The sequence below is a fragment of the Gemmatimonadaceae bacterium genome, assembly GCA_036504815.1.
GTDB lineage: Bacteria > Gemmatimonadota > Gemmatimonadetes > Gemmatimonadales > Gemmatimonadaceae > PNKL01.
In genome coordinates, this window is the sequence record DASXUN010000021.1 from 416,053 (window position 1) to 434,262 (window position 18,210).

At 63.1% G+C, this 18,210-nt stretch carries 20 protein-coding genes; 9 read left to right on the forward strand and 11 right to left on the reverse strand.

Features of this window, described 5'->3' with window-relative positions; genetic code table 11:
- Window positions 1-143 precede the first annotated feature (143 nt).
- Window positions 144-449 carry a hypothetical protein gene (locus VGJ96_11440; GenBank protein ID HEY3287718.1) on the reverse strand — a complete coding sequence of 102 codons (306 nt, stop codon included), beginning with the start codon at window positions 447-449 and terminating at the stop codon, window positions 144-146.
- Window positions 450-541: 92 nt separating this feature from the next.
- Entirely contained in the window at window positions 542-1,747 is a 1,206-nt protein-coding gene (locus VGJ96_11445) for a hypothetical protein (protein ID HEY3287719.1), read from the reverse strand.
- Window positions 1,748-2,055: 308 nt separating this feature from the next.
- On the opposite strand from VGJ96_11445, the gene VGJ96_11450 reads away from it, so the two are divergent.
- A complete protein-coding gene (locus VGJ96_11450) occupies window positions 2,056-3,912 on the forward strand; it encodes a Xaa-Pro dipeptidyl-peptidase (protein HEY3287720.1) in 1,857 nt (618 codons plus the stop codon).
- 96 nt (window positions 3,913-4,008) lie between these two features.
- Here VGJ96_11450 and VGJ96_11455 read toward each other — a convergent pair whose 3' ends face one another.
- From VGJ96_11455 to VGJ96_11465, 3 genes are all read right to left on the reverse strand, one after another.
- Window positions 4,009-4,344, reverse strand: a complete 336-nt coding sequence (locus tag VGJ96_11455; protein ID HEY3287721.1) for a type II toxin-antitoxin system PemK/MazF family toxin — start codon at window positions 4,342-4,344, stop codon at window positions 4,009-4,011.
- Window positions 4,335-4,583, reverse strand: coding sequence for an AbrB/MazE/SpoVT family DNA-binding domain-containing protein (locus tag VGJ96_11460; protein ID HEY3287722.1), 249 nt, complete (start codon window positions 4,581-4,583; stop codon window positions 4,335-4,337). The genes VGJ96_11455 and VGJ96_11460 overlap by 10 nt, the downstream gene beginning before the upstream one ends.
- A 157-nt stretch (window positions 4,584-4,740) precedes the next feature.
- On the reverse strand, window positions 4,741-5,382 hold the full coding sequence (locus tag VGJ96_11465) for a helix-turn-helix domain-containing protein (GenBank protein HEY3287723.1): 642 nt from the start codon (window positions 5,380-5,382) through the stop codon (window positions 4,741-4,743).
- A 153-nt stretch (window positions 5,383-5,535) separates the two neighbouring features.
- On the opposite strand from VGJ96_11465, the gene VGJ96_11470 reads away from it, so the two are divergent.
- Window positions 5,536-6,081 carry a DUF4142 domain-containing protein gene (locus tag VGJ96_11470; protein HEY3287724.1) on the forward strand — a complete coding sequence of 182 codons (546 nt, stop codon included), beginning with the start codon at window positions 5,536-5,538 and terminating at the stop codon, window positions 6,079-6,081.
- Window positions 6,082-6,498: 417 nt separating this feature from the next.
- Here VGJ96_11470 and VGJ96_11475 read toward each other — a convergent pair whose 3' ends face one another.
- From VGJ96_11475 to VGJ96_11495, 5 genes are all read right to left on the reverse strand, one after another.
- Entirely contained in the window at window positions 6,499-6,795 is a 297-nt protein-coding gene (locus VGJ96_11475) for a type II toxin-antitoxin system RelE/ParE family toxin (GenBank protein HEY3287725.1), read from the reverse strand.
- Entirely contained in the window at window positions 6,792-7,052 is a 261-nt protein-coding gene (locus VGJ96_11480; GenBank protein ID HEY3287726.1) for a type II toxin-antitoxin system ParD family antitoxin, read from the reverse strand. Before VGJ96_11480 ends, VGJ96_11475 begins: the two co-directional genes overlap by 4 nt.
- A gap of 442 nt (window positions 7,053-7,494) precedes the next feature.
- The gene (locus VGJ96_11485) at window positions 7,495-7,803 is read right to left on the reverse strand and encodes a helix-turn-helix transcriptional regulator (protein HEY3287727.1); all 309 of its coding nucleotides are present in this window, start codon (window positions 7,801-7,803) and stop codon (window positions 7,495-7,497) included.
- Window positions 7,804-7,806: 3 nt separating this feature from the next.
- Window positions 7,807-8,142 (reverse strand): type II toxin-antitoxin system RelE/ParE family toxin, encoded by a 336-nt coding sequence (locus VGJ96_11490; protein ID HEY3287728.1) that lies wholly within the window; start codon window positions 8,140-8,142, stop codon window positions 7,807-7,809.
- A 265-nt stretch (window positions 8,143-8,407) separates the two neighbouring features.
- Window positions 8,408-10,714: a DPP IV N-terminal domain-containing protein gene (locus VGJ96_11495; protein ID HEY3287729.1), complete on the reverse strand. Its 2,307-nt coding sequence runs from the start codon at window positions 10,712-10,714 to the stop codon at window positions 8,408-8,410.
- Window positions 10,715-10,878: 164 nt separating this feature from the next.
- Here VGJ96_11495 and VGJ96_11500 point away from each other — a divergent pair, with 164 nt between their 5' ends.
- The 7 genes from VGJ96_11500 to VGJ96_11530 all read left to right on the forward strand — a co-directional run bounded on the left by VGJ96_11500 (window position 10,879) and on the right by VGJ96_11530 (window position 17,483).
- Entirely contained in the window at window positions 10,879-11,625 is a 747-nt protein-coding gene (locus VGJ96_11500; GenBank protein ID HEY3287730.1) for a hypothetical protein, read from the forward strand.
- Window positions 11,626-11,789: 164 nt separating this feature from the next.
- Entirely contained in the window at window positions 11,790-12,401 is a 612-nt protein-coding gene (locus tag VGJ96_11505; protein HEY3287731.1) for a hypothetical protein, read from the forward strand.
- 124 nt (window positions 12,402-12,525) lie between these two features.
- Window positions 12,526-13,269 (forward strand): hypothetical protein, encoded by a 744-nt coding sequence (locus VGJ96_11510; GenBank protein ID HEY3287732.1) that lies wholly within the window; start codon window positions 12,526-12,528, stop codon window positions 13,267-13,269.
- Between the two features lie 156 nt (window positions 13,270-13,425).
- Window positions 13,426-14,055 carry a DUF4145 domain-containing protein gene (locus VGJ96_11515; GenBank protein ID HEY3287733.1) on the forward strand — a complete coding sequence of 210 codons (630 nt, stop codon included), beginning with the start codon at window positions 13,426-13,428 and terminating at the stop codon, window positions 14,053-14,055.
- A 77-nt stretch (window positions 14,056-14,132) separates the two neighbouring features.
- The gene (locus tag VGJ96_11520) at window positions 14,133-16,133 is read left to right on the forward strand and encodes a DUF2075 domain-containing protein (GenBank protein HEY3287734.1); all 2,001 of its coding nucleotides are present in this window, start codon (window positions 14,133-14,135) and stop codon (window positions 16,131-16,133) included.
- A 55-nt stretch (window positions 16,134-16,188) separates the two neighbouring features.
- Window positions 16,189-17,121, forward strand: a complete 933-nt coding sequence (locus VGJ96_11525; GenBank protein ID HEY3287735.1) for an HNH endonuclease — start codon at window positions 16,189-16,191, stop codon at window positions 17,119-17,121.
- An 8-nt stretch (window positions 17,122-17,129) separates the two neighbouring features.
- Entirely contained in the window at window positions 17,130-17,483 is a 354-nt protein-coding gene (locus tag VGJ96_11530; protein HEY3287736.1) for a nucleotide pyrophosphohydrolase, read from the forward strand.
- A 30-nt stretch (window positions 17,484-17,513) separates the two neighbouring features.
- Here the strand turns inward: VGJ96_11530 and VGJ96_11535 are convergent, their stop codons facing one another.
- On the reverse strand, window positions 17,514-17,861 hold the full coding sequence (locus VGJ96_11535) for a hypothetical protein (protein ID HEY3287737.1): 348 nt from the start codon (window positions 17,859-17,861) through the stop codon (window positions 17,514-17,516).
- Window positions 17,862-18,210 lie beyond the last annotated feature (349 nt).

Consider the following 18,210-nt stretch of genomic DNA (forward strand, 5'->3'; position numbering starts at 1 on the left):
CGTCTTTGAATAACAGCGCGCGCCACACAGAACTCTGCGTGGCGCGATGTCGTTACCCCAGTTGTAGTCGTTCTCCGTGGCCCTCAGCTTCCCTCCGTGCCTCCGTGGTGAAAAACCCCAGCGGTGCTGCACGAAGGCCGGCTTTACGAAACGGGCTTCGGCGCCTCGGACGGCCCCTGCTGCGCGCCGACGTTCGGCGGACGGCGGCCCCATTGCCCGCCGCGCACATTGGGCTCGGCGCGGCGCGCGCAGCGATGGCGATAGAACTCCAGCACGCGCTCCTGCACCGAGGTGCGCGTGTCGTTGGACACCGCCTGGAACGGCGCGTAGCTCGACTGGTCGCCGGAGACTGAGAACCACCACCAGAACTCGCCCTTCGTGCCTCGACGCTCCTCGATGGAGCAGACGTACGTGCGTCCGTCAGCGGCGAATTCAAATCCCTTGATCATGATCTTCCTTGCGGTGGGGGCGTACCTCAATCTAACCAATTGGACGTCGAATTGTCCGAATTCCCCAAAATTCCCTCTGAAAAAGGCCAATTCTACCGCCGCCGAGCGGTGATCAGCACGGCAATTTCATCGTTGCGGCCGTTGATGAAGTCCAACTGCACCCGCCCGTCGGGGCGCGTGCTCACGGTGCAGGGGACAGACGAGTTGGTCAGCGCCCACCCTGCCGGGAGGACCACGATGTTGGACGGCCGCCCAAAGGCGCGATCCCACACCAACTCGTCCCCCACCAGCCGATAGCGCACCGAGTCGGTGTACGTCTCCGACATCCGCAGGCGGATGGACGCCCCCGCCTGCACCGGCGCAAAGCGGAAGACCACCGCCTCGGTGGTCGGCGTCACGTTCGATACGTCGAGCCCGGCCCGCGTGATGGCGTCGCCCTTCACAACCTCCCACGGCACCGGCTCGCCGGTGTCGAGGTTGATGGCGCTCGGCGTGCTCACCGTGCTTCCCGCGCGCACCACATTCACGTACGTCGAGACGCCAGGGCGCGACTCCGTGTAGTCGTGGTAGAGGTCGAAGGCGTGCGTCTCGGGCGGCTGCAGGAAGTAGACGATCTCGCGGTTCTGGTGCGTGCGCTCACTCAGCCGGCTGGCCATCTCCCCCGTGCGCGCTGGCGCGGCGGGGAAGGGCGCCTTGAGCCGCAACGCCTTCAGTGTCACCGCCGCTTCACTCGGCGCGCTGTTCCAGAACGAGATCCCCACGCGCCCGTCCTTCTCCTGCAGCACCTGCGCCGGGAACGACGATGAGAAGAGTTCCCATCCGGCTGGGAGCACGACGGTGTTGCGCTTGATGCCGAGCGGGCGCGTGAAGATCAGCGTGTCGCCGCGCATCAGGTACGAGAGCGTGTCGGTGTAGGTCTTGAGGATCAGGATGCGCTGTTCGCCGCCGTTGGCCGGCACCGGCCGCGAAAGCGTGACACGGATGTACCGCTGGGTGGAATCAGCGCCGCGCACCCCGCCGGCGCGCGCCTCCAGCCCGCCCACCTCGCGGAACGCCAGTGGCTTCCCCGTGGCGCGGTCCAGCACCGACTCGTCGCTGGCCACGCTCCCCTTGCGAATGGGGTTGAAGTAGGCCGTCGCGCCGGGCGTGGTGGCCGTGATCTCGTAGATGATGCGGAACTGCGCCGACCCCGGGGCAAGGAGTTCGTAGCGCGTGTAGGCGTCGGCATCTGTCTGTCGCGCCGGCTGCTGGGCCGCGAGCGGAAGCGCGGCGCAGGCGAGAATCAGAAATGAGCGCATATCCAATACTGCAGACTCGTGCGGCATTCGAGAAAGGGTGCGTTGAAGCTGGGCTTTTTCACCACGGAGGCACGGAGGAGCTCGGAGGGCCACGGAGAACGGCAACTTCTTGGAGGAACTGCGTGCGCCACGCCATGCTCGGCGTGGCGCCCTGTCGTTACCCCAGTTGTTGCAGTCCTCCGTGGCCCTCAGCTTCCCCTCCGTGCCTCCGTGGTGAAAAAGCCGAAGTGCCACCCCAAAGCAAAATCCGCCTGTCGTGCGTAACTGGACGAGGTACTATTCTGCACCACTTGGCACGGAGCCATCGCATGCCACGCCGTTTCGCCCCCGTACTCGCCCTCCTCCTCGCCACCGGCACCGCGAGCGCGCAGGACGCCAAAACGGTCCCGCTCTTCGTCAACGGCCAGGCACAGGTGGTTCCGGGCTTTGCCGATCCGGCCAAGTGGATACACGAGCGACTCTGGGTGGAAACCGACTTCGACAGCGACGGCGACGGCAAGAAGGACCGGGTGCACGTGGATGTCACGCGCCCGCTGCAGACGCAGACCGAAGGACTGAAGGTCGCCGTCGTCTACGAAAGCTCGCCGTACTTCGCCGGCACGTCGGGTCCCCGCAAATACCTGTGGGACGTGAAGCAGGAAGTCGGCGCGCCGCCGCCCGAGCGCACGCACCAGCCGCCACCGCCGTTCCAGGCGGAGCGCAAGCCGATCGTCACCGGCGAGGTCAACACCTGGCTCCCGCGCGGCTTCGCCGTCGTCTACAGCGAAGCGCCCGGCACCGGCCTCTCGCAGGGCTGCCCCACCGTCGGTGGGCACCCCGAGGAATACGCCCCCAAGGCGGTGATCGACTGGCTCAACGGCCGCGCCAAGGGCTACACCACCGCCACCGGCACCGAGGAAGTGAAGGCCACGTGGGCCACCGGCAAGGTCGGCATGACGGGGACGAGCTACAACGGCACCATCCCGCTCGCCGCGGCCACCACCGGCGTCGAGGGGCTCGAGGCCATCATCCCCATCGCGCCCAACACCAGCTACTACCACTACTACCGCAGCAACGGCCTCGTTCGCCATCCGGGCGACTGGCTCGGCGAAGACATCGACTTCCTCTACGACTTCATCTTCAGCGGCGCCCCCGAACTGCACGACGTCTGCAACGCGAAGATCCGCGACGGGCTCTACGTGCAGGGACGCGACCGGCAGCACGGCGACTACAACGATTTTTGGGCCGAGCGTGATTTGCTGAACAAGATCAAGGGGGTGAAGGCCGCCACCTTGCTGGCGCACGGCGAGAACGACTGGAACGTCGTTCCCGAACATTCGGTGCGCATCTACGAAGCGCTGCGCCGGCAGGGGACGCCGGCCGCGCTGTATTTGCATCAGGGCGGGCACGGCGGCCCGCCCACGCTCGAGTTGCGCAACAAGTGGTTCTCGCACTACCTGTACGGCGTGGACAACGGCGTCGACAAGGATCCGCGCCTGTACGTGGTGCGTGAAGGGCAGCCCATCCGCGGCGGTACGCCCACCACGTACGCCGATTTTCCGAATCCCGACGCGAAGAGCGTGACGCTCTACCCCGTGAGCGGCGGCAACGGCGTGGGCGCGCTCTCGCTGCGGCCGAACCACGCGATGCTCCGCGAGACGCTCAGCGACGACGTGTCGTTCAGCGGCGCGGCGTTGTCGAGCCTCGAGTCGTCACCGCACCGGCTGCTGTATGCCACGCCGGTGCTCACCGACACGCTGCACTGGAGCGGGACGCCGCGCGTGACCATTCGCCTGTCGTCGAGCAAGCCAGCGGTGAACCTCAGCGTGTGGCTGGTGACGCTCCCGTTCGACAGCACCAAGATCGGGAGCGACGGCCTGGCGGGGGTGCAATCGCGCGGCTGGGCCGACCCGCAGAACTACCGGTCGCTCACCAAGGGCGGCAACTACAATAGCAAACGCCCCGGCGAACCGCTGCAACCCGGCAAGTTCTACGACCTGACGTTCGACCTGCAGCCCGGCGACCGGATGATCCCGCCCGGCAAGAAACTCGGCCTGCTGATCATGAGTTCGGACCGTAGCTTTACGTTGTGGCCGGCGGCGGGGACGGAGTTGACGATTGACCTGTCGAAGACTTCCGTGGCACTCCCTGTCGTCGGTGGGGCTGACAAGGTGCGCACGAAATAGACGGTAGACGGTAGACGGTAGAACGACAGAGGGGCGCCCCGAGTTGGGAGCGCCCCTCTGTCGTTTCGCTACGAAAACGTTATGCGGTGGCCCGCGCTACCACGCGAACATCTGGAGCAGGACGCCGAGGACCTTCCGCAGCATCGGCTCGGTGAGGGCGCCGAGGCGCTTCGTCAGGCGTTCCCGGTCCACCACACGCACCTGATCGAGCACCACGTGACCGTCCTTTCCCTCGAACCGGCACGCGACGCGGAACGGGTACGCATGGACGCCGGTAGTCAGCGGGGCGACGATGAACGTCTGCAGGTGGGCGTTCAGTTCGTCCGGCGACACCACCACGCAGGGGCGCGTCTTCCGCAGCTCGCGCCCCCGCGTCGGATTGAGCTGGACGAGGTAGACGTCGCCGCGGCGCGGGGGGCGCGCTACCGCCATTCCCACTCGTCCGTGTCGAAGCGGGTGGCAGCGCCATCGCCGATCTTGGCCTCACCGGCGTTCGCGAGCCTGGCCGCGGCCTCCGCCCAGCCCGCACGCACCTGCCGCGACGGGCGAATCACCAGCGCCCCATCCTCGGCGCTAAGGTCCACCTCATCCTCGAAGCCCAGCTGCTCGATCAGCGGCTTGGCGAGCCGCAGGCCGCGGGAGTTGCCTATGCGCACAAGCCTGGCTTTCACGGGTGCCTCCGAAATGTGATTACAATGTAAGCACACATCGGGAGCAGGCACAACCGACCGCGGATCCGGATCGTTCGCATGGCGGCAACATCATCGCGCGTAGCGTGACTCCCGTCACCGGTTCATTCCGGGACCAATCACTTGGTGGCTGCGAGGCCTATCCCGACTCGCTCACCCGAAACCGGCACTGCGGATGCGCGCCGTGCTCGCACCGCTCCTCGGTGTGCGCCCCGGTGACCTTCTGCACCATCGCCCGCACCGCGCGGCACGTCTCGGGATGCTCGGCCACCGACTGCCCCAGCGGACAGCCGTAGCCGTGGATCAGCAGCCCGTCGCCGTCGGGTGTGACCTCGGCGTCGCCGCCGAGTGCCACCAGGGCGGCCGCGGCCGTGTTGACGCGCTCGCGCAGCGTGCCGCGCGCCTCGCCGCCCGCCGACTGCGCCAGCCGCGCGCCGACGTCGCGCAGCACCGCCGACAGTTGCGGCCCCTCGAGCCGGGCGAGCAGCGTCCCCATCACCGCGCTGAGCGCCGCCGGGTAGGCGCGCGAGAACATCAGCTCGGCGTCGGCGGTGAGCGCGTAGAGCGTGGCCGGCTTGCCGGCGCCGCCCCCGCGCCGCACCCCCGCGTTGCGCACCAGGCCGTCGCGCTCGAGCGCGCTCAGGTGGCTGCGCACCGCATTGCTGGTGGTGCCCACGGCGCGGGCAATCTCGTCCACGCTGCGCTCGCCGCGCCGCAGCTGGGCGGTGATGCGGCCGCGGGCGGTGGCACTGTCAATCGGCGATCCGGGAGTGGAGGCCACGGGTACTCCTTTGCAGGGACAGGGGTTAGCGCCCTTCCATGGTAGGCGGATAAGTCCTATTAGTCAAATATATACTATTTATCATTGACATATTACACTAATCACCATACCATATACAAGTAGGCCGTTCACCATATCCCCTCAGGAGGATCCATGCGCCCCCCGCTGCTTCTCGCCGCTGCCGCCCTCATCGCCATCCCCGTACTCGGCGCCGCTCTGCCCAGCCATCCCGGCCACCACCGCGCCCGGGCGCTCGACGACCCCACCATCGTGGCCATCTTCGACGCCGCCAACACCGCCGACATCGAGACCGGACGCCTGGCCAGGGAACGCGGCCAGAGCCAGGAGGTGCGCGACTTCGGCGCGATGCTCGAGCGCGACCACACGCAGGTGCGCCAGCTGGGGCGCGATCTCGCCGGCAAGCTCGGCGTGAAGCCCACGCCCCCGGCCGATGACGCCGGCGCCCGCGATCACGCCGCGGCGATGAAGGCGCTGCGCGCCGCGTCCAAGGCCGACTTCGACCAGGCCTTTCTTCATCACGAAGTCGCGTTCCATAAGTCGGTCATCGACGCCGTGACCACCACGCTGCTGCCGGCCATCAAGAACGCGGAGCTGAAGGATCTCGTGACCAAGGTCGCGCCGGCTTTCCAGGGACATATGCTGGCGGCGGATGCGCTGGCTAGGAAGCTGGCGAAGTAGCTGGCTGATGGCGGATGGCAGATGGCGGATGGCGGAAAAGACGGAGGGGCGCCCCGGGTTCGGAGCGCCCCTCTGCCAATTCGCACGGCACGTGCTGGGCCGCGGAACCGTTCTTAGCGAGCACGTCGACCACGTTTACGGCGCTTCTGCCGCTTGCGCTCACGGTCGATGTGCCAGCGCAGCGCGGCACGAATGAACGCACTCCGTGAGCATCCAACGCGCCGGCAATAACCGTCGATTTCCGCGAGAAGCGATGCGTCTATGCGCAACGTGATACGGACCATGCGACTCATGGCATCACACTAACACCGCGCCGCCGTTTGACCGTCACCATTTCATTGCGCTTTCATGCATCTCAGAAGCACGCGACCTGACCAGCGCCTCAGACGACGAGATGGCGTACCCTCGTGAGGCGCGTCATTCGGATTCGAACGCGGTCGGTACGTCGCGACGCGCGTGGAGGATTCGCGCAATGCCGACCCCCTGCGCACTGGCATAGTAGAAGAGCACGTAGGCGCCGATGGGGAAACTCATTACGCCAGGGTCGATGTCATCGCGCGCACGTCCTGCGGCGGGATACTGGGCGACCAACCGACACGCCGCCTCCAACGCGTCGAGCACACCGTTGACGGCACTGGGACGACTTGCGGTGATATGCGCCGCAATGTCGGCGAGATCCTGGGCTGCCGCGGGAGATAGCGTGACGCGATTCACGGGGTGCGACGCGGAGGTCTCTTCTTCCGCAGGCGGCTGAAGACATCGGCACCCGAGACGCCTTCGCCGCGCTCGAGCTGTGCTCGACCGGCCCTCACGTCACGGCGAAGGGCCTCCAGTCGCGCGGCGAGTTCTGCGTCCCGCTCCTGGAGCAGCCGAAGGCCGGCCCGTACCACCTCGCTCGCGGATCCATAGGACCCGCGCTTCACCTTCTCGTTCACAAAGGCCTCGAACTCAGGAGTCAGCGAAACGTTCATGTGGGTGCCCCGTCGGATGGTCCTAACAGCCTATTGCTGATAACAAGAAATAGCAATATTGGCTATTAGGCGCACCGGGCGGCGAACCCGATCCAGGGGGCAGTCGCCACGCCTTGACGGCAATGGCATCCACAATGAGGGCGAAGCTAACGACGGCTTGGATCTATCTCTCACCGTTTCGATGCACGGACAATCCGGTTTACGCGACGGGCTGACGGCAGACGGTGGACGGTAGACGAAGAAGAGCGCTCCAAAGCGGAGCGCCCCTTTCGTGTTAGTTGCCTCGGTCGCTACGCCGCGACCTCCACATAAACCGCCGTCGTATGGGCCGCCGGTACGGGCTGACCATCGGCGCGCAGTCCGTCGAGGTGGAAGGTGATTGCCTCCCGCATGTTGGCCTCGACTTCTCCTCAGGTATGTCCGGTTAGAAGCGCAGGTCCCGCTACGCCACGCGATGCCCGCCGCGCCTCGGCTTCGTGACGATGGACACGGACACGCCAAGTCGCGCCAGCATGTCAACAAGCGTGTCAATACTGAAGAGCTCGATGCGGCCGCGTACGAGGTCGCTAATGCGTGGCTGTGTCACACCCATCAGCTTGGCCGCGCGAGCCTGCGTCAGCCGGCGTTTCTTGATGAGGTCCGCCACCTGAATCATCAGGTCGCTGCGGATGAGCAGACGCTCGGCTTCTGGGCGCGGAAAGCCCACGTCAAGGAACACGTTGCCAGAGGACCGGTAGATGCGGATAGGCATGTATCAGATCTCCGCGTGCATGCGGCAGGCCATCCGGAATCGCGCGCGCGCCACTTCGATGTCGAGCGGAGAGGTCTTACGGCGTTTCTTCTGAAAGAGGTGAAGCACGTAAATCCCCTCGGAGAATCTCGCGACGTAGAGTAGCCGGTACTCCCCGGCAGCGCTCACGCGGAGTTCAATGACGCCAGCACCGATCGAACGCATTGGTCGCCAACTGGATGGCGACCTTCCAAGCTGCACTTGATACAGGTCGAGACCAAGCTGACGGCGTGCCTCTGCCGGCAATTCACTCGCCGCGCGTCGCGATGAGCCGACCCAGAAGACGCCTTTCTGGGTCACGTTGCACTATACAATAAATTGTATACCCTGGCAAGCCGCATCCCGCGAAATGGGACGGCGGCGGGCGCGATCGGTTTGGTGAGGAGCGCGGGCATACGGCAAGTTGCAGCCCGCCTGATCCAGCATCGTCACCATTCCATTGCACCGAGACGCCTTCGCGCCCCTTCGTGCCCTTTGTCCCTTCGCGGTATCAGTTGCCCGAAGAAGCAGAAGGGCGCCCCCAGTCGGAGCGCCCCCCTACCGTCTACCATCCACCGTCTAGCGTCTATTTGATGATGTACTCCTTGGGCGGAATCGCACCCATAAGATGCGTCACGAAATAATCCCAGCGACGGCGCATCATATAGTTGCCGGCCGCGCCGTATCCGTGGGCCGCGTTCGGAATCAGCAGCAGATCAAAGTCCTTGTTCGCCTTGATCAGCGCGTCCACCACCAGCATGGTGTTGTCCACCGGGACGTTGTCGTCGGCGGTGCCGTGCGCGAGCAGCAGCTTGCCCTTGAGGTTCTTGGCCTGCAGCTGGTTCGCCTCGGCGGCGTAGTTGTCGTCGCTGCCGTTGCGCACCAGGAGCCCCTGGTAGCGCTCACCCCAGTCGTCTTCGTAGTTGCGCTGGTCGTGGTTGCCTGACTCGCTGATGCCGACCTTGAAGAAGTCGGGGTAGCGGAACATCGCGTCGGCGGTGATGAAGCCGCCGCCGCTGTGCCCCCACATCGCGGCCTTGTCGATGTCGATCCACGCGTAGCGCTTGGCCAGGTTCTGCATCCCGGCCACCTGGTCCTCGAGCGTGTTGCCGCGTCCCATGCGACCGTAGTAGTAGTCGTGGAAGCTCTTGCTGCGCCCCGGGCCGCTCCCGCGCCCGTCGATGCTCACCACGATGAACCCGAGCTCGGCCAGCGCCTGCTTGTCGCCGCGCGCCGCGCTGAAGGCTCGGCTCCCCACGGAACCCGACTGCGGTCCCGGGTAGGCGTTGTTGATGATCGGGTACTTCTTGGTGCTGTCGAAGTTGGTGGGGCGGAAGAGCTGGCCGTAGATGTCGGTCTTGCCGTCAGCCGCCTTCACGCTGAATAGGATGGGCGGCTTCCAGCCCGCGGCCACCAGCTTGCTGATGTCGGCCTTCTCGAGCTCCATCACCAGCTTGCCCTTGGCGTCGCGCAGCGCGCTCACCGGCGGGGTGTCGGCGGTGGAATAAGTATCAACCAGATACTTATTGTCGGGCGAGAGCCGGATGGTGTGCGTCCCCACGTCGGGGGTGAGCAGCACGGCCGGCCCCTTGCCGTCGAGCGTGGTGCGGAAGGCGTGGGCCAGGTACGGGTCCTGCCCCGCCACGCGCCCCTGCGCCAGGTAGGTGATAGTGCGCGCCTTTTCGTCGATGCTGACGATCTCGCTCACCGGCCCTTCGCCGGTGGTGATCGCGTTCTTCAGCTGGCCGGTGGTGAGATCATACAGGTAGAGCTGCGACCAGTCATCGCGCTGCGAGTTCCAGATGATCTCGTTCGAGTTCCAGAGCACGCGGTAGCCGGTGATGGATTCGAACTGGGTGCTGACCGTTTCCTTGAGCACGTCGCGCACTTCGCCGGTGGCCGTGTTGGCGACGCGGAGGGTGACGCCCTTGTGGTCGCGCGGGGTGGAGGCGATGGCGAGCATGGAGCCGTCGTCCTTCCACTGCAGGTCGTCCATGGAGATGTCATCGCCGAGCATGGCCCGGTGGAAGTCCGGGGCCATCTTGAGGCGGGTGACCGTCTTGGACTCCACGTCAATGACGACGCGGTGGATCATGGAGACCACCGAATCGCCCGGGAACGGGTACTTCCACGATTCCAGCTTCGGGGCGCCCACCTGGTAGCGCACCATATGGAAGTCGGAGAGCTTGCGATCGTCCTGCTGCTGGGTGGCGATCTTCTTTGAATCCGGCGACCACTTGAGGACGGCGCGGGCGGAGTGGACCCAGCCTGCATTGTCAGTGGCGTAGCCGAAGTTCGGGGTGCCGTCGGTGGTGAGCTGGGTGACGGCGTTGGTGGCGACGTCGCGGACGTAGAGGTTCCAGTCTCTAATGAAGGCGGCCTTCTTGCCGTCGGGGGAGGTGACCTCGAGGGTGCGAGGGCCGCGGCGCCCCATCATCCCCGGCATGCCGGTGGCGGCCGCGTCGCCCAACTGCTTGCAGGCGTACGCCTTGAGGTCGCAGGCGTAGCGCTTGCCGGCGGTGCTGAAGGAGAGCGTATCGCGCTTGGGCGAGAGGTCGGCAGTCATGAAGGGGAGGGCATCTGCCTTGTAGCTCCCCCCTGACGCCGTGTTGACGGCGGCGGCCAACTTTGCGTGGTCGAAGAGCGGGGCCGCCTTCTTCTTGGCCGGGTCGACGAGGATCCAGCTGACGCCATCCGGGCGGGTGGCGCGGTAGTAGAACTTCCCGTCGGGAGTCCACGTGGGATTCACCTGGCCGCCAACGACAAGGGCGTTGACGTTCTGACCGAGCATCTTGACGGCGCGGTCGTAGTCGGCGGTGGTGAGTTGCTTGTGGCCCTGGGCGGGAAGGGCGAGGGGAAGGGCGAGGGTGAGTATTAGCGAGCTGGAGCGCATGCGGGCCCTATCTATAGAAGAGGGAAGGAATTGAAGATGGGCGGGGGGAGTGCGAAGCGGCAACTGGATCTTCATCGCAACTAGCAAACCTTTGACTAGCGCTTCGTCTCAGGATCTCGCAGTCTAAACCTCGTTACGCCGATCTCCAGCGATGTGAGGACCGAATGGAAGCTGGCGGGATCTTCGTCGGACAAATCATCACCGCGGCCGGCCTCATTCTTGGCGTGCTACTCGCCTACCTGCAGGTGCAAAAGAATCACGCGGCGGCGTTGAAGCTACAGGAAGCACACCTTCGGAACGACCTAAAGCTCAGGCTGTACGATCGCGTCTCAGAGAGGTTTTCTACCTGCTCCTCTCTGCTTAGCAAAGCGCATTTCGTGCACACAGGGGTCTTCTCGGCATGGCACATGCGCGTGCGGCAAGGGTTCAGTGTAGCGCCCCAGCAGCTCGCGAGTGAAATGTCGGAGACCGCCCACGCCGGTGCGGCGAGCGTCAACGCCGTCCTCGAGATCGTCGAGCACTACGAGATTGCCTTTCCGCGTTTCGAGACGATTAGGCGTGAGCTCTCGGAGAAGCACCGAGAGTTGCTGGCAGCGCAGACCGCTCTATGGAACGCGATCATGATGTTCCTTCCGTTTGCAGATGCCACGACCGGCACGAAGGTAGGTCCTCTTGGATTCCCGACCGAGATCCAGTTGGCGGAGTTCGGATCTTTGCACACCAAGTACCAGGATGTCTGCAATGATATCTCCGGATACATGATCGACCTGCAGATTGAAGCGCAGAATGAACTCCTGGGAGAGCTATTCGGGCGTACGGTCCCCCCGCGCAGTCCGCTGGACCCGGTGCACCAAGTCCTCGCACGCGATCCTTCGGAGGTCAAACAGCGTCCCCCTGGGCGACTCATCTAGCACTCGACGCCCTAACGGCGCTTGGTGCAGCCGGCCGTGCTTCGGAAGCGCGAGCGGGGACACCGCTGAGTGGATGGGCTGGTCAGCAGTGGCCCCGCTCTCACAGTTTATTGGAACGGCCGCAGCACAAGCCATCGTTAGGCAACTTAAAACCATCAGATCGAATGAAGAAGAATGGCATCTTCCGATGGATGGCGACCGGCTCGGGCTTCCTAGAGCGCGCCCGTGTTTCACTTCGAGCATTCGATGAGCAGGGCGACGTCCAGCAACTCTTCGTGGCCGCGCTTATGCTGCGATTTGGCATTGAAGCGCGCCTGTTCGAGTACATCTATGCCGAGTTGCCAACAGACACCCGTGACGATGACATCAAGAAGATCTCGGACTTCGCCGCGACGAGACTCCTAGCTCGCCTCGTCGAATTGAACCCACGAACCACCAAGCAGACGACGCACGTGTTCCGTCGAGCCGATGGTGGACAGGCGTTCGGCTTTCGCTACACACCTGTGACGAAGAGCCTTGCCGCAATTCACGGTCGCCTTGGTGGGCTTCTCCATTTCAACTACTTCAGGAAGAACTCTGAATGGTACGTCGACCAGCGGCCAGCCGCCGCCAGCGGCAACACTATCCTGACCAGTCGCGATCTCATCGCGCAAGGAATCGAGGAACTCGCGCAAGCTACCTCTGGGACACTCCTCAACAACCCGACATTTGCACGAGAAGTCGCCGCTTTGAGGGAAGACTTGCAGGAACTCTCTACGCAGAACGGAGAAGTGTAACGCGCCAGTTGCTTAACAAGCCGCTGCTGCCGACGAACGCAGGTGCATTTGGTAGCGGCCGCTCCGCGGCCGCATTCTATTAGAGCGTTCGCAGCAGAACGCCGAGTCGTTATACCGATTCAACATGACCTTTCCGCATCCCGATGATTTGGTTGGCATTCTCGCGGACGTGAAGCTTCTCGCGAAACGGTACCTTGCACTCACAGGGCGCCCTCTCGGCGTTACTGGGGAGATCGCGGAATTCGAAGCCGTCCGGTTGCTAGGCTTGGAGCTCGCGCCCGTGCGCCAATCGGGATGGGATGCGCTCGACCGCGCCACCGGCATTCGGTATCAAATAAAAGGTCGCGTTCTCAAGCCTGATGCCGGACCCGGGCAACGCCTCGGTTCCCTTACCGCCGCAAAAGAGTGGGACGCGGTGCTCCTCGTGATCCTCGATGAGAACTACGAGGCTCAGGTCATTTGGGAGGCAGCGCGAGACGCTACGCTGGCACGACTCGAGCGTCCTGGATCGAGAGCCCGCTCCGAACGTGGACAGCTTGGAGTTCAGGAACTCATCCGCGTCTCGAAGCTGCGGTGGGGCACTCCCTCATCCACGCGACGTCGGCCACTCGTGTCAAATGCCGCGGAGCTGCGATCGGACGGTGCGGTGCGCTACAAGTTCTCGCGTCTCGGATTCAAGGCTGACATCATCGAGCCGCTTCCTGACGACGGAGTCTTCGAAGTTGAGACTCCCAGAGGTCTCTTCCGGATGACGAAGCGAGATTTCGCGGTTGTCTTCGCCGCCGTACGCGCCTCCAAGAGCTACCAGGAAGGTCGTCTGTATCATTTTCCGCAGGTGCCGAAGCGCGCTGAGCGGTTCAGGGTGTAAGTGTCAACGCGCAACGGCATTACAGGTCCATGCGCGCTGATGAGCGCGGGTGTCTTCGGTAGCGGAGGCTGTGCGGCCGCGTTCTATTTGAGCGTTCGCAGCAGAACGCCATGCGTTAGGCAGTATCGGCATCTCCTCCCTTGACTCCAGATTCCCATGAGTGCAAGTGCGTTTGGCCATCGTGCGATCAACCGACCGGACGGAAGCACTGCAGAAGCCTGGTTCGGCTACACGTGCGGACATTGCGGAAACAAGGTCTCAGGTGCCGTTCTCGCATGGGTGGGCAAGTCGCCTGGGGGTGTCATCCGCTGGCTTCAATGCTCCCAGTGCCACGACGCCTCCGTACAAGCAGACTCCGGCGAGGTTTATCCCGGAGTGGCCTTCGGTCCCAGTGTGGAAGGGCTCCCGCCAGACGTTGAACGGGCGTACGAAGAGGCTCGCCGTTGCATGTCTGTCAGCGCGCTCACGGCAACCGAGATTCTTTGCCGGAAGATTCTCATGCACGTCGCAGTCGATAAGGGAGCCGAGCAAGGCGCCACCTTCGCTTCCTACATCGACCATCTCATCGACGAGGGATACGTCACGCCTCCCATGAAGGAGTGGGTGAATCTTATCAAGAAGCACGGCAACGACTCGAACCACCGACTCGAAGCGCCTGACCGTGGACGAGCCGAAGGCACCATTTACTTCACGGCGCAGCTGCTGCGAACGGTGTACGAAATGGCGCACCTTGCGACACGTTTCGGCGCTGGGCTGAACGCAAATCCTGCGGTCGGTGAGGCCTAACCCATGTTGGTACCGACGGCGGTAGCTAAAGCAGCGGGCACGGCGGCAGCCAGACGGCATCCGTCATCAAGATGTGAATGACAACTCCTGACCATCAGTTGCTCGCCCCAGCCTACTTCGAAGCGTCGGCGCCCGACTTTCTTGCAAAGTCGGACAATGAGGTGCTCGGGGAGATGGCAAGGAGTTCTGCGTTCCCGCTTACAACTGAAGCCATCGGCGCATGGTCGGCCCAGTTGCCAATCATTCGCGAGGCCGTCGCCGGCCTTGAAGGCGTGGTCTTTCTTGAGTTCGACATCCCACGCCTTGGGAGTCGAGTGGACTGCGTCCTTGTCTCCGGAGCAGCGGTCATCCCGATGGAGTTCAAGGTTGGCGCCCGGCACTATAATCGAGAGGATTACAACCAATCGTGGGACTACGGCCTAGACCTCAAGAACTTCCATCGGGCAAGCCATAGCGCCGCGATCTTCCCGATTCTCATCTGCACGGCAGCTACGACCAGCGACAGCAGATGGCGGGAGCCGCACCGAGACGACGTGTACCCGCCGGCAAAGTGCAACGCTTCCGGCGTTCGCGCTCTTGTGCAGCAGGCAGTAGCCCTCGCCACGGGCGCAGCGATCGATGGCCCAGCCTGGGGTAGATCACCCTATCAGCCGACTCCAACCATTGTTGAGGCCGCCCAAGCTCTCTACGCGAGACATTCGGTCGAAGCTATCGCGCGGCACGACGCGGGAGCTCAAAACCTGAGTGTCACGTCGTTCCGGGTGGAACAGATCGTTGACGACGCAGCCCAACGAGGGCGCAAGGCCATCGTCTTTGTCACGGGTGTACCGGGCGCTGGTAAGACACTCGTCGGGCTCAATGTCGCCACAAGGCGTCGCGATCGGCTAAATCAGACTCACGCAGTCTTTCTTTCCGGCAATGTGCCACTCGTACGCGTGCTGCGAGAAGCACTGGTACGAGATGAGCACACGCGGCAAGCCGCAACGCGCGCCAAGCCCGATCGAGAGCGCAAGGGAGCGATTGCGAATCGCGTCGAGCAGTTCATCCAAAGCGTGCACCACTGGCGAGACGACGGACTGCGGAATTCCGGCGCCCCCGACGATCACGTCGTCATCTTCGATGAGGCACAGCGTGCATGGGATCGACAGAAGACGGCGGACTTCATGCGCCGCAAACGCGGACTCCATGACTTCTCACAGTCCGAGCCCGAGTTCCTGCTGAACTATATGAACCGTCGACAAGATTGGGCGGTAGTAATCTGCCTAGTCGGCGGTGGGCAAGAGATCTACGATGGCGAGGCAGGGATCGGCGGCTGGCTCGATGCCGTTGCTGAGCATTTTGCTGGCTGGGATGTGTACATCTCACCATCCCTCGCCGACTCTGAATACACCGCGGAGTCAGCAATCGCAAATGTGTCAAGCAGAGCCGCTGTGAATCGTGAGACTGATCTTCACCTAAAGACGTCAATGCGCTCGTTTCGCGCCGAGAACGTTTCAGCGTTCGTGCGCCAGACACTTGATCTCGAGCTAAGCCAAGCGGCTGAGTCGCTGCGCCAAATGGATCGATATCCATTGGCGCTCACGCGCGATCTGGCGGCAGCCAAGTCCTGGATACGTGCCAACGCGCGAGGGTCCGAACGGTTCGGACTAGTGGCGTCATCATCGGCCAAGCGACTGAAGCCGTACGCAGTTGATGTGCGGGTTGAAGTCGATCCGGTGCATTGGTTCCTGAACGACGCCACGGACACACGCTCGAGTTTCTACCTGGAAGATGCAGCCACTGAGTTTCAGGTACAGGGACTCGAACTTGATTGGATCTGCATGAACTGGGACGCCGATCTGCGGCGACATGGCGACGGATGGAACTTCAACGAATTCCGCGTAGATGGCTGGCGGAAGATCCGACAAGAACGCCGGCAGAGATACCTACTCAATGCGTACCGCGTTCTTCTCACGCGGGCCCGGCAAGGCATGGTGATCTTCGTGCCCGAAGGGTCGAAGGATGATCCGACGCGGCGCGCTGAGTACTATGATGAGACGTACTCGTATCTGGCCAAGTTGGGTATTGCGCAGGTCTGAGGCACCCGCTTCTTCGGTGCCAATTTGATGGTGTGTCTCACAGCCCGCGTGAACTGTGAAAGCATACGTTGCGGTTACTGACGGGGACTGGTTTCGGTTTCTGAGTGAACAGCCAGGAATCGATGAGGTCAACTTCTGGCAGCCTGGTGGTGGACGAGGCTTTAATGTCCTGACACTGGGCGCTCCCCTGCTGTTCAAGCTTCACGCGCCAAACAACTTCATCGCTGGTGGAGGGTTCTTCGCGTCTTTCTCGCGGCTACCGATCAGCATCGTCTGGGAGACCTTTGGCGAGAAGAATGGAGTCGGCTCGTATGCTGCGATGCGAGCCCGCGTTGAACACTATAGGCGAAAGGGCGCGAATCCGCACGAAGACTATGAGATCGGGAACATCATCCTAGAAGACCCGTTCTTTTTGCCTCGAGAACAGTGGATTCCGGCCCCGACGGACTTCGCGCCAAGTGTAGTACAAGGCAAAGGCTACGATCTGACGCAGCCCGTAGGGCGTGCACTTTGGGATGCAGTGATAGCAGCCCGTAGCGAAACGAAGGGTCGAGTTGCAGAGCGACCCGTCCAGATTGATGGGCCGATCTATGGCGAAGCGACACGCGGTCGTGTGCGGCTCAGGCAGGGCGCCTTTCGCGTGATGGTAACAGACGCTTATAGTCGGCGATGTGCCATTTCTGGTGAAAAGGCACTGCCCGTCCTTCAAGCGGCACACATCAGACCAGTAGCAGAGGGCGGGCAGCATCGCCTAGACAACGGCCTGTTGCTTCGCTCAGACGTGCACACGCTCTTTGACCGGGGATATATCACTGTCACGCCCGAGCACGAAGTGCTCGTGGCCAGCAAAGCGCTGAAAGATGATTTCGACAATGGCGAGCCATATGCGCCGTTTCACGGGAGCAGGATTCTGTTGCCGGGAAATGAGGATGAGCGACCGTCCCGCGAGCAACTGCAGTGGCATAACGACACATTGTTCCGCGGTTAGGAGGAAGGATGGCCGATCGACTCGCTGAAATAGTCACACGCCTCCGCGAGTTTGTCGCCGAGCGTGACTGGGCGCAGTTTCATGACCCCAAGAACCTCGCGATGGCGGTTGCGAGCGAGGCGGGGGAACTGCTAGCGGAGTATCGGTGGGTCTCAAGCACCGAAGCAGATGCCTGGTCCAAAGATCCGGCTAACCGGAATCGCGTCGCGATGGAGGCGGCGGACGTCGGAATAGCGTTGTTACTGCTTTGTGATCGCATCGGCGTTGATCTGCCGAACGCGATTGGCCAGAAGATCGAGCTCAACGCGCAGAACTATCCCGTAAATGCCTCTCGGGGCCGCGCTCTAAGGCCGGAGCTCTAGGTATCGGTTATCAGACTGTGCTGCGTCGTTTTAGCGGCTGTCACCCTCGCAATACGGACACTGCTCATACAAGTCGCTGTCCCACGCAGCATCACATGTGTCGCATACCTCAAGAGCCGTATCGGGTGCTTCGTCCACAATGACGTCGTGTGGCACAGGCTTGGCACTACTGCAGTACGCCAGCCGATTCACCAGATGATAGCCGGACGTGAGCAACGGGCCGAACGGACCGTCCACGAGGGTCCATAGCGTGCGCGACTTGCGATGGGCGCGAATAACACCGGGATCGATGACGCCGGTGCGCAGTGCTGGTAACTCGCTGATCGGGCCGAACTCGGCCGAAATCGCATCGGGCGACATCAGACGTTGAATGGTCATATCGTTTGCCCGTAGGGGTTCTTCTGTTGTTGTTCGGCGGCTCCGTTAGGGCATACGTCGCGCGCTCTTTCGGCGTAACGCAAGGGAGCACTGTGTGCTGGGCATAAGCGACTCCCGTGGCTAGTACGTGCAATGTGCCGTCTAGGCACTGAAACGGAGACAGCGCCAGCATTCCAAATGCGAGGGCGAATATCGGGATGGAAGCGGTGACGCTGACTCAGCCTGCGACGTGCTCAATGTGAGACGTCATACGCGTGAACGCGAATCATCCAGCCGCTTGCGGAGCACCTCACGTTCAAAATATGCGGGCAACAGAAGACTCCCAGCGACCTTTCGATCGCCGGAAGTC

What these genes read in the sequence shown, in the direction of transcription:
- VGJ96_11440 (HEY3287718.1), bottom strand. Translation starts at nt 449, where the DNA reads ATGATCAAGGGATTTGAATTCGCCGCTGACGGACGCACGTACGTCTGC.
- VGJ96_11445 (HEY3287719.1), bottom strand. Translation starts at nt 1,747, where the DNA reads ATGCGCTCATTTCTGATTCTCGCCTGCGCCGCGCTTCCGCTCGCGGCC.
- VGJ96_11450 (HEY3287720.1), top strand. Translation starts at nt 2,056, where the DNA reads ATGCCACGCCGTTTCGCCCCCGTACTCGCCCTCCTCCTCGCCACCGGC.
- VGJ96_11455 (HEY3287721.1), bottom strand. Translation starts at nt 4,344, where the DNA reads ATGGCGGTAGCGCGCCCCCCGCGCCGCGGCGACGTCTACCTCGTCCAG.
- VGJ96_11470 (HEY3287724.1), top strand. Translation starts at nt 5,536, where the DNA reads ATGCGCCCCCCGCTGCTTCTCGCCGCTGCCGCCCTCATCGCCATCCCC.
- VGJ96_11480 (HEY3287726.1), bottom strand. Translation starts at nt 7,052, where the DNA reads ATGAACGTTTCGCTGACTCCTGAGTTCGAGGCCTTTGTGAACGAGAAG.
- VGJ96_11485 (HEY3287727.1), bottom strand. Translation starts at nt 7,803, where the DNA reads ATGCCTATCCGCATCTACCGGTCCTCTGGCAACGTGTTCCTTGACGTG.
- VGJ96_11495 (HEY3287729.1), bottom strand. Translation starts at nt 10,714, where the DNA reads ATGCGCTCCAGCTCGCTAATACTCACCCTCGCCCTTCCCCTCGCCCTT.
- VGJ96_11500 (HEY3287730.1), top strand. Translation starts at nt 10,879, where the DNA reads ATGGAAGCTGGCGGGATCTTCGTCGGACAAATCATCACCGCGGCCGGC.
- VGJ96_11505 (HEY3287731.1), top strand. Translation starts at nt 11,790, where the DNA reads ATGAAGAAGAATGGCATCTTCCGATGGATGGCGACCGGCTCGGGCTTC.
- VGJ96_11510 (HEY3287732.1), top strand. Translation starts at nt 12,526, where the DNA reads ATGACCTTTCCGCATCCCGATGATTTGGTTGGCATTCTCGCGGACGTG.
- VGJ96_11515 (HEY3287733.1), top strand. Translation starts at nt 13,426, where the DNA reads ATGAGTGCAAGTGCGTTTGGCCATCGTGCGATCAACCGACCGGACGGA.
- VGJ96_11520 (HEY3287734.1), top strand. Translation starts at nt 14,133, where the DNA reads ATGACAACTCCTGACCATCAGTTGCTCGCCCCAGCCTACTTCGAAGCG.
- VGJ96_11530 (HEY3287736.1), top strand. Translation starts at nt 17,130, where the DNA reads ATGGCCGATCGACTCGCTGAAATAGTCACACGCCTCCGCGAGTTTGTC.
- VGJ96_11535 (HEY3287737.1), bottom strand. Translation starts at nt 17,861, where the DNA reads ATGACCATTCAACGTCTGATGTCGCCCGATGCGATTTCGGCCGAGTTC.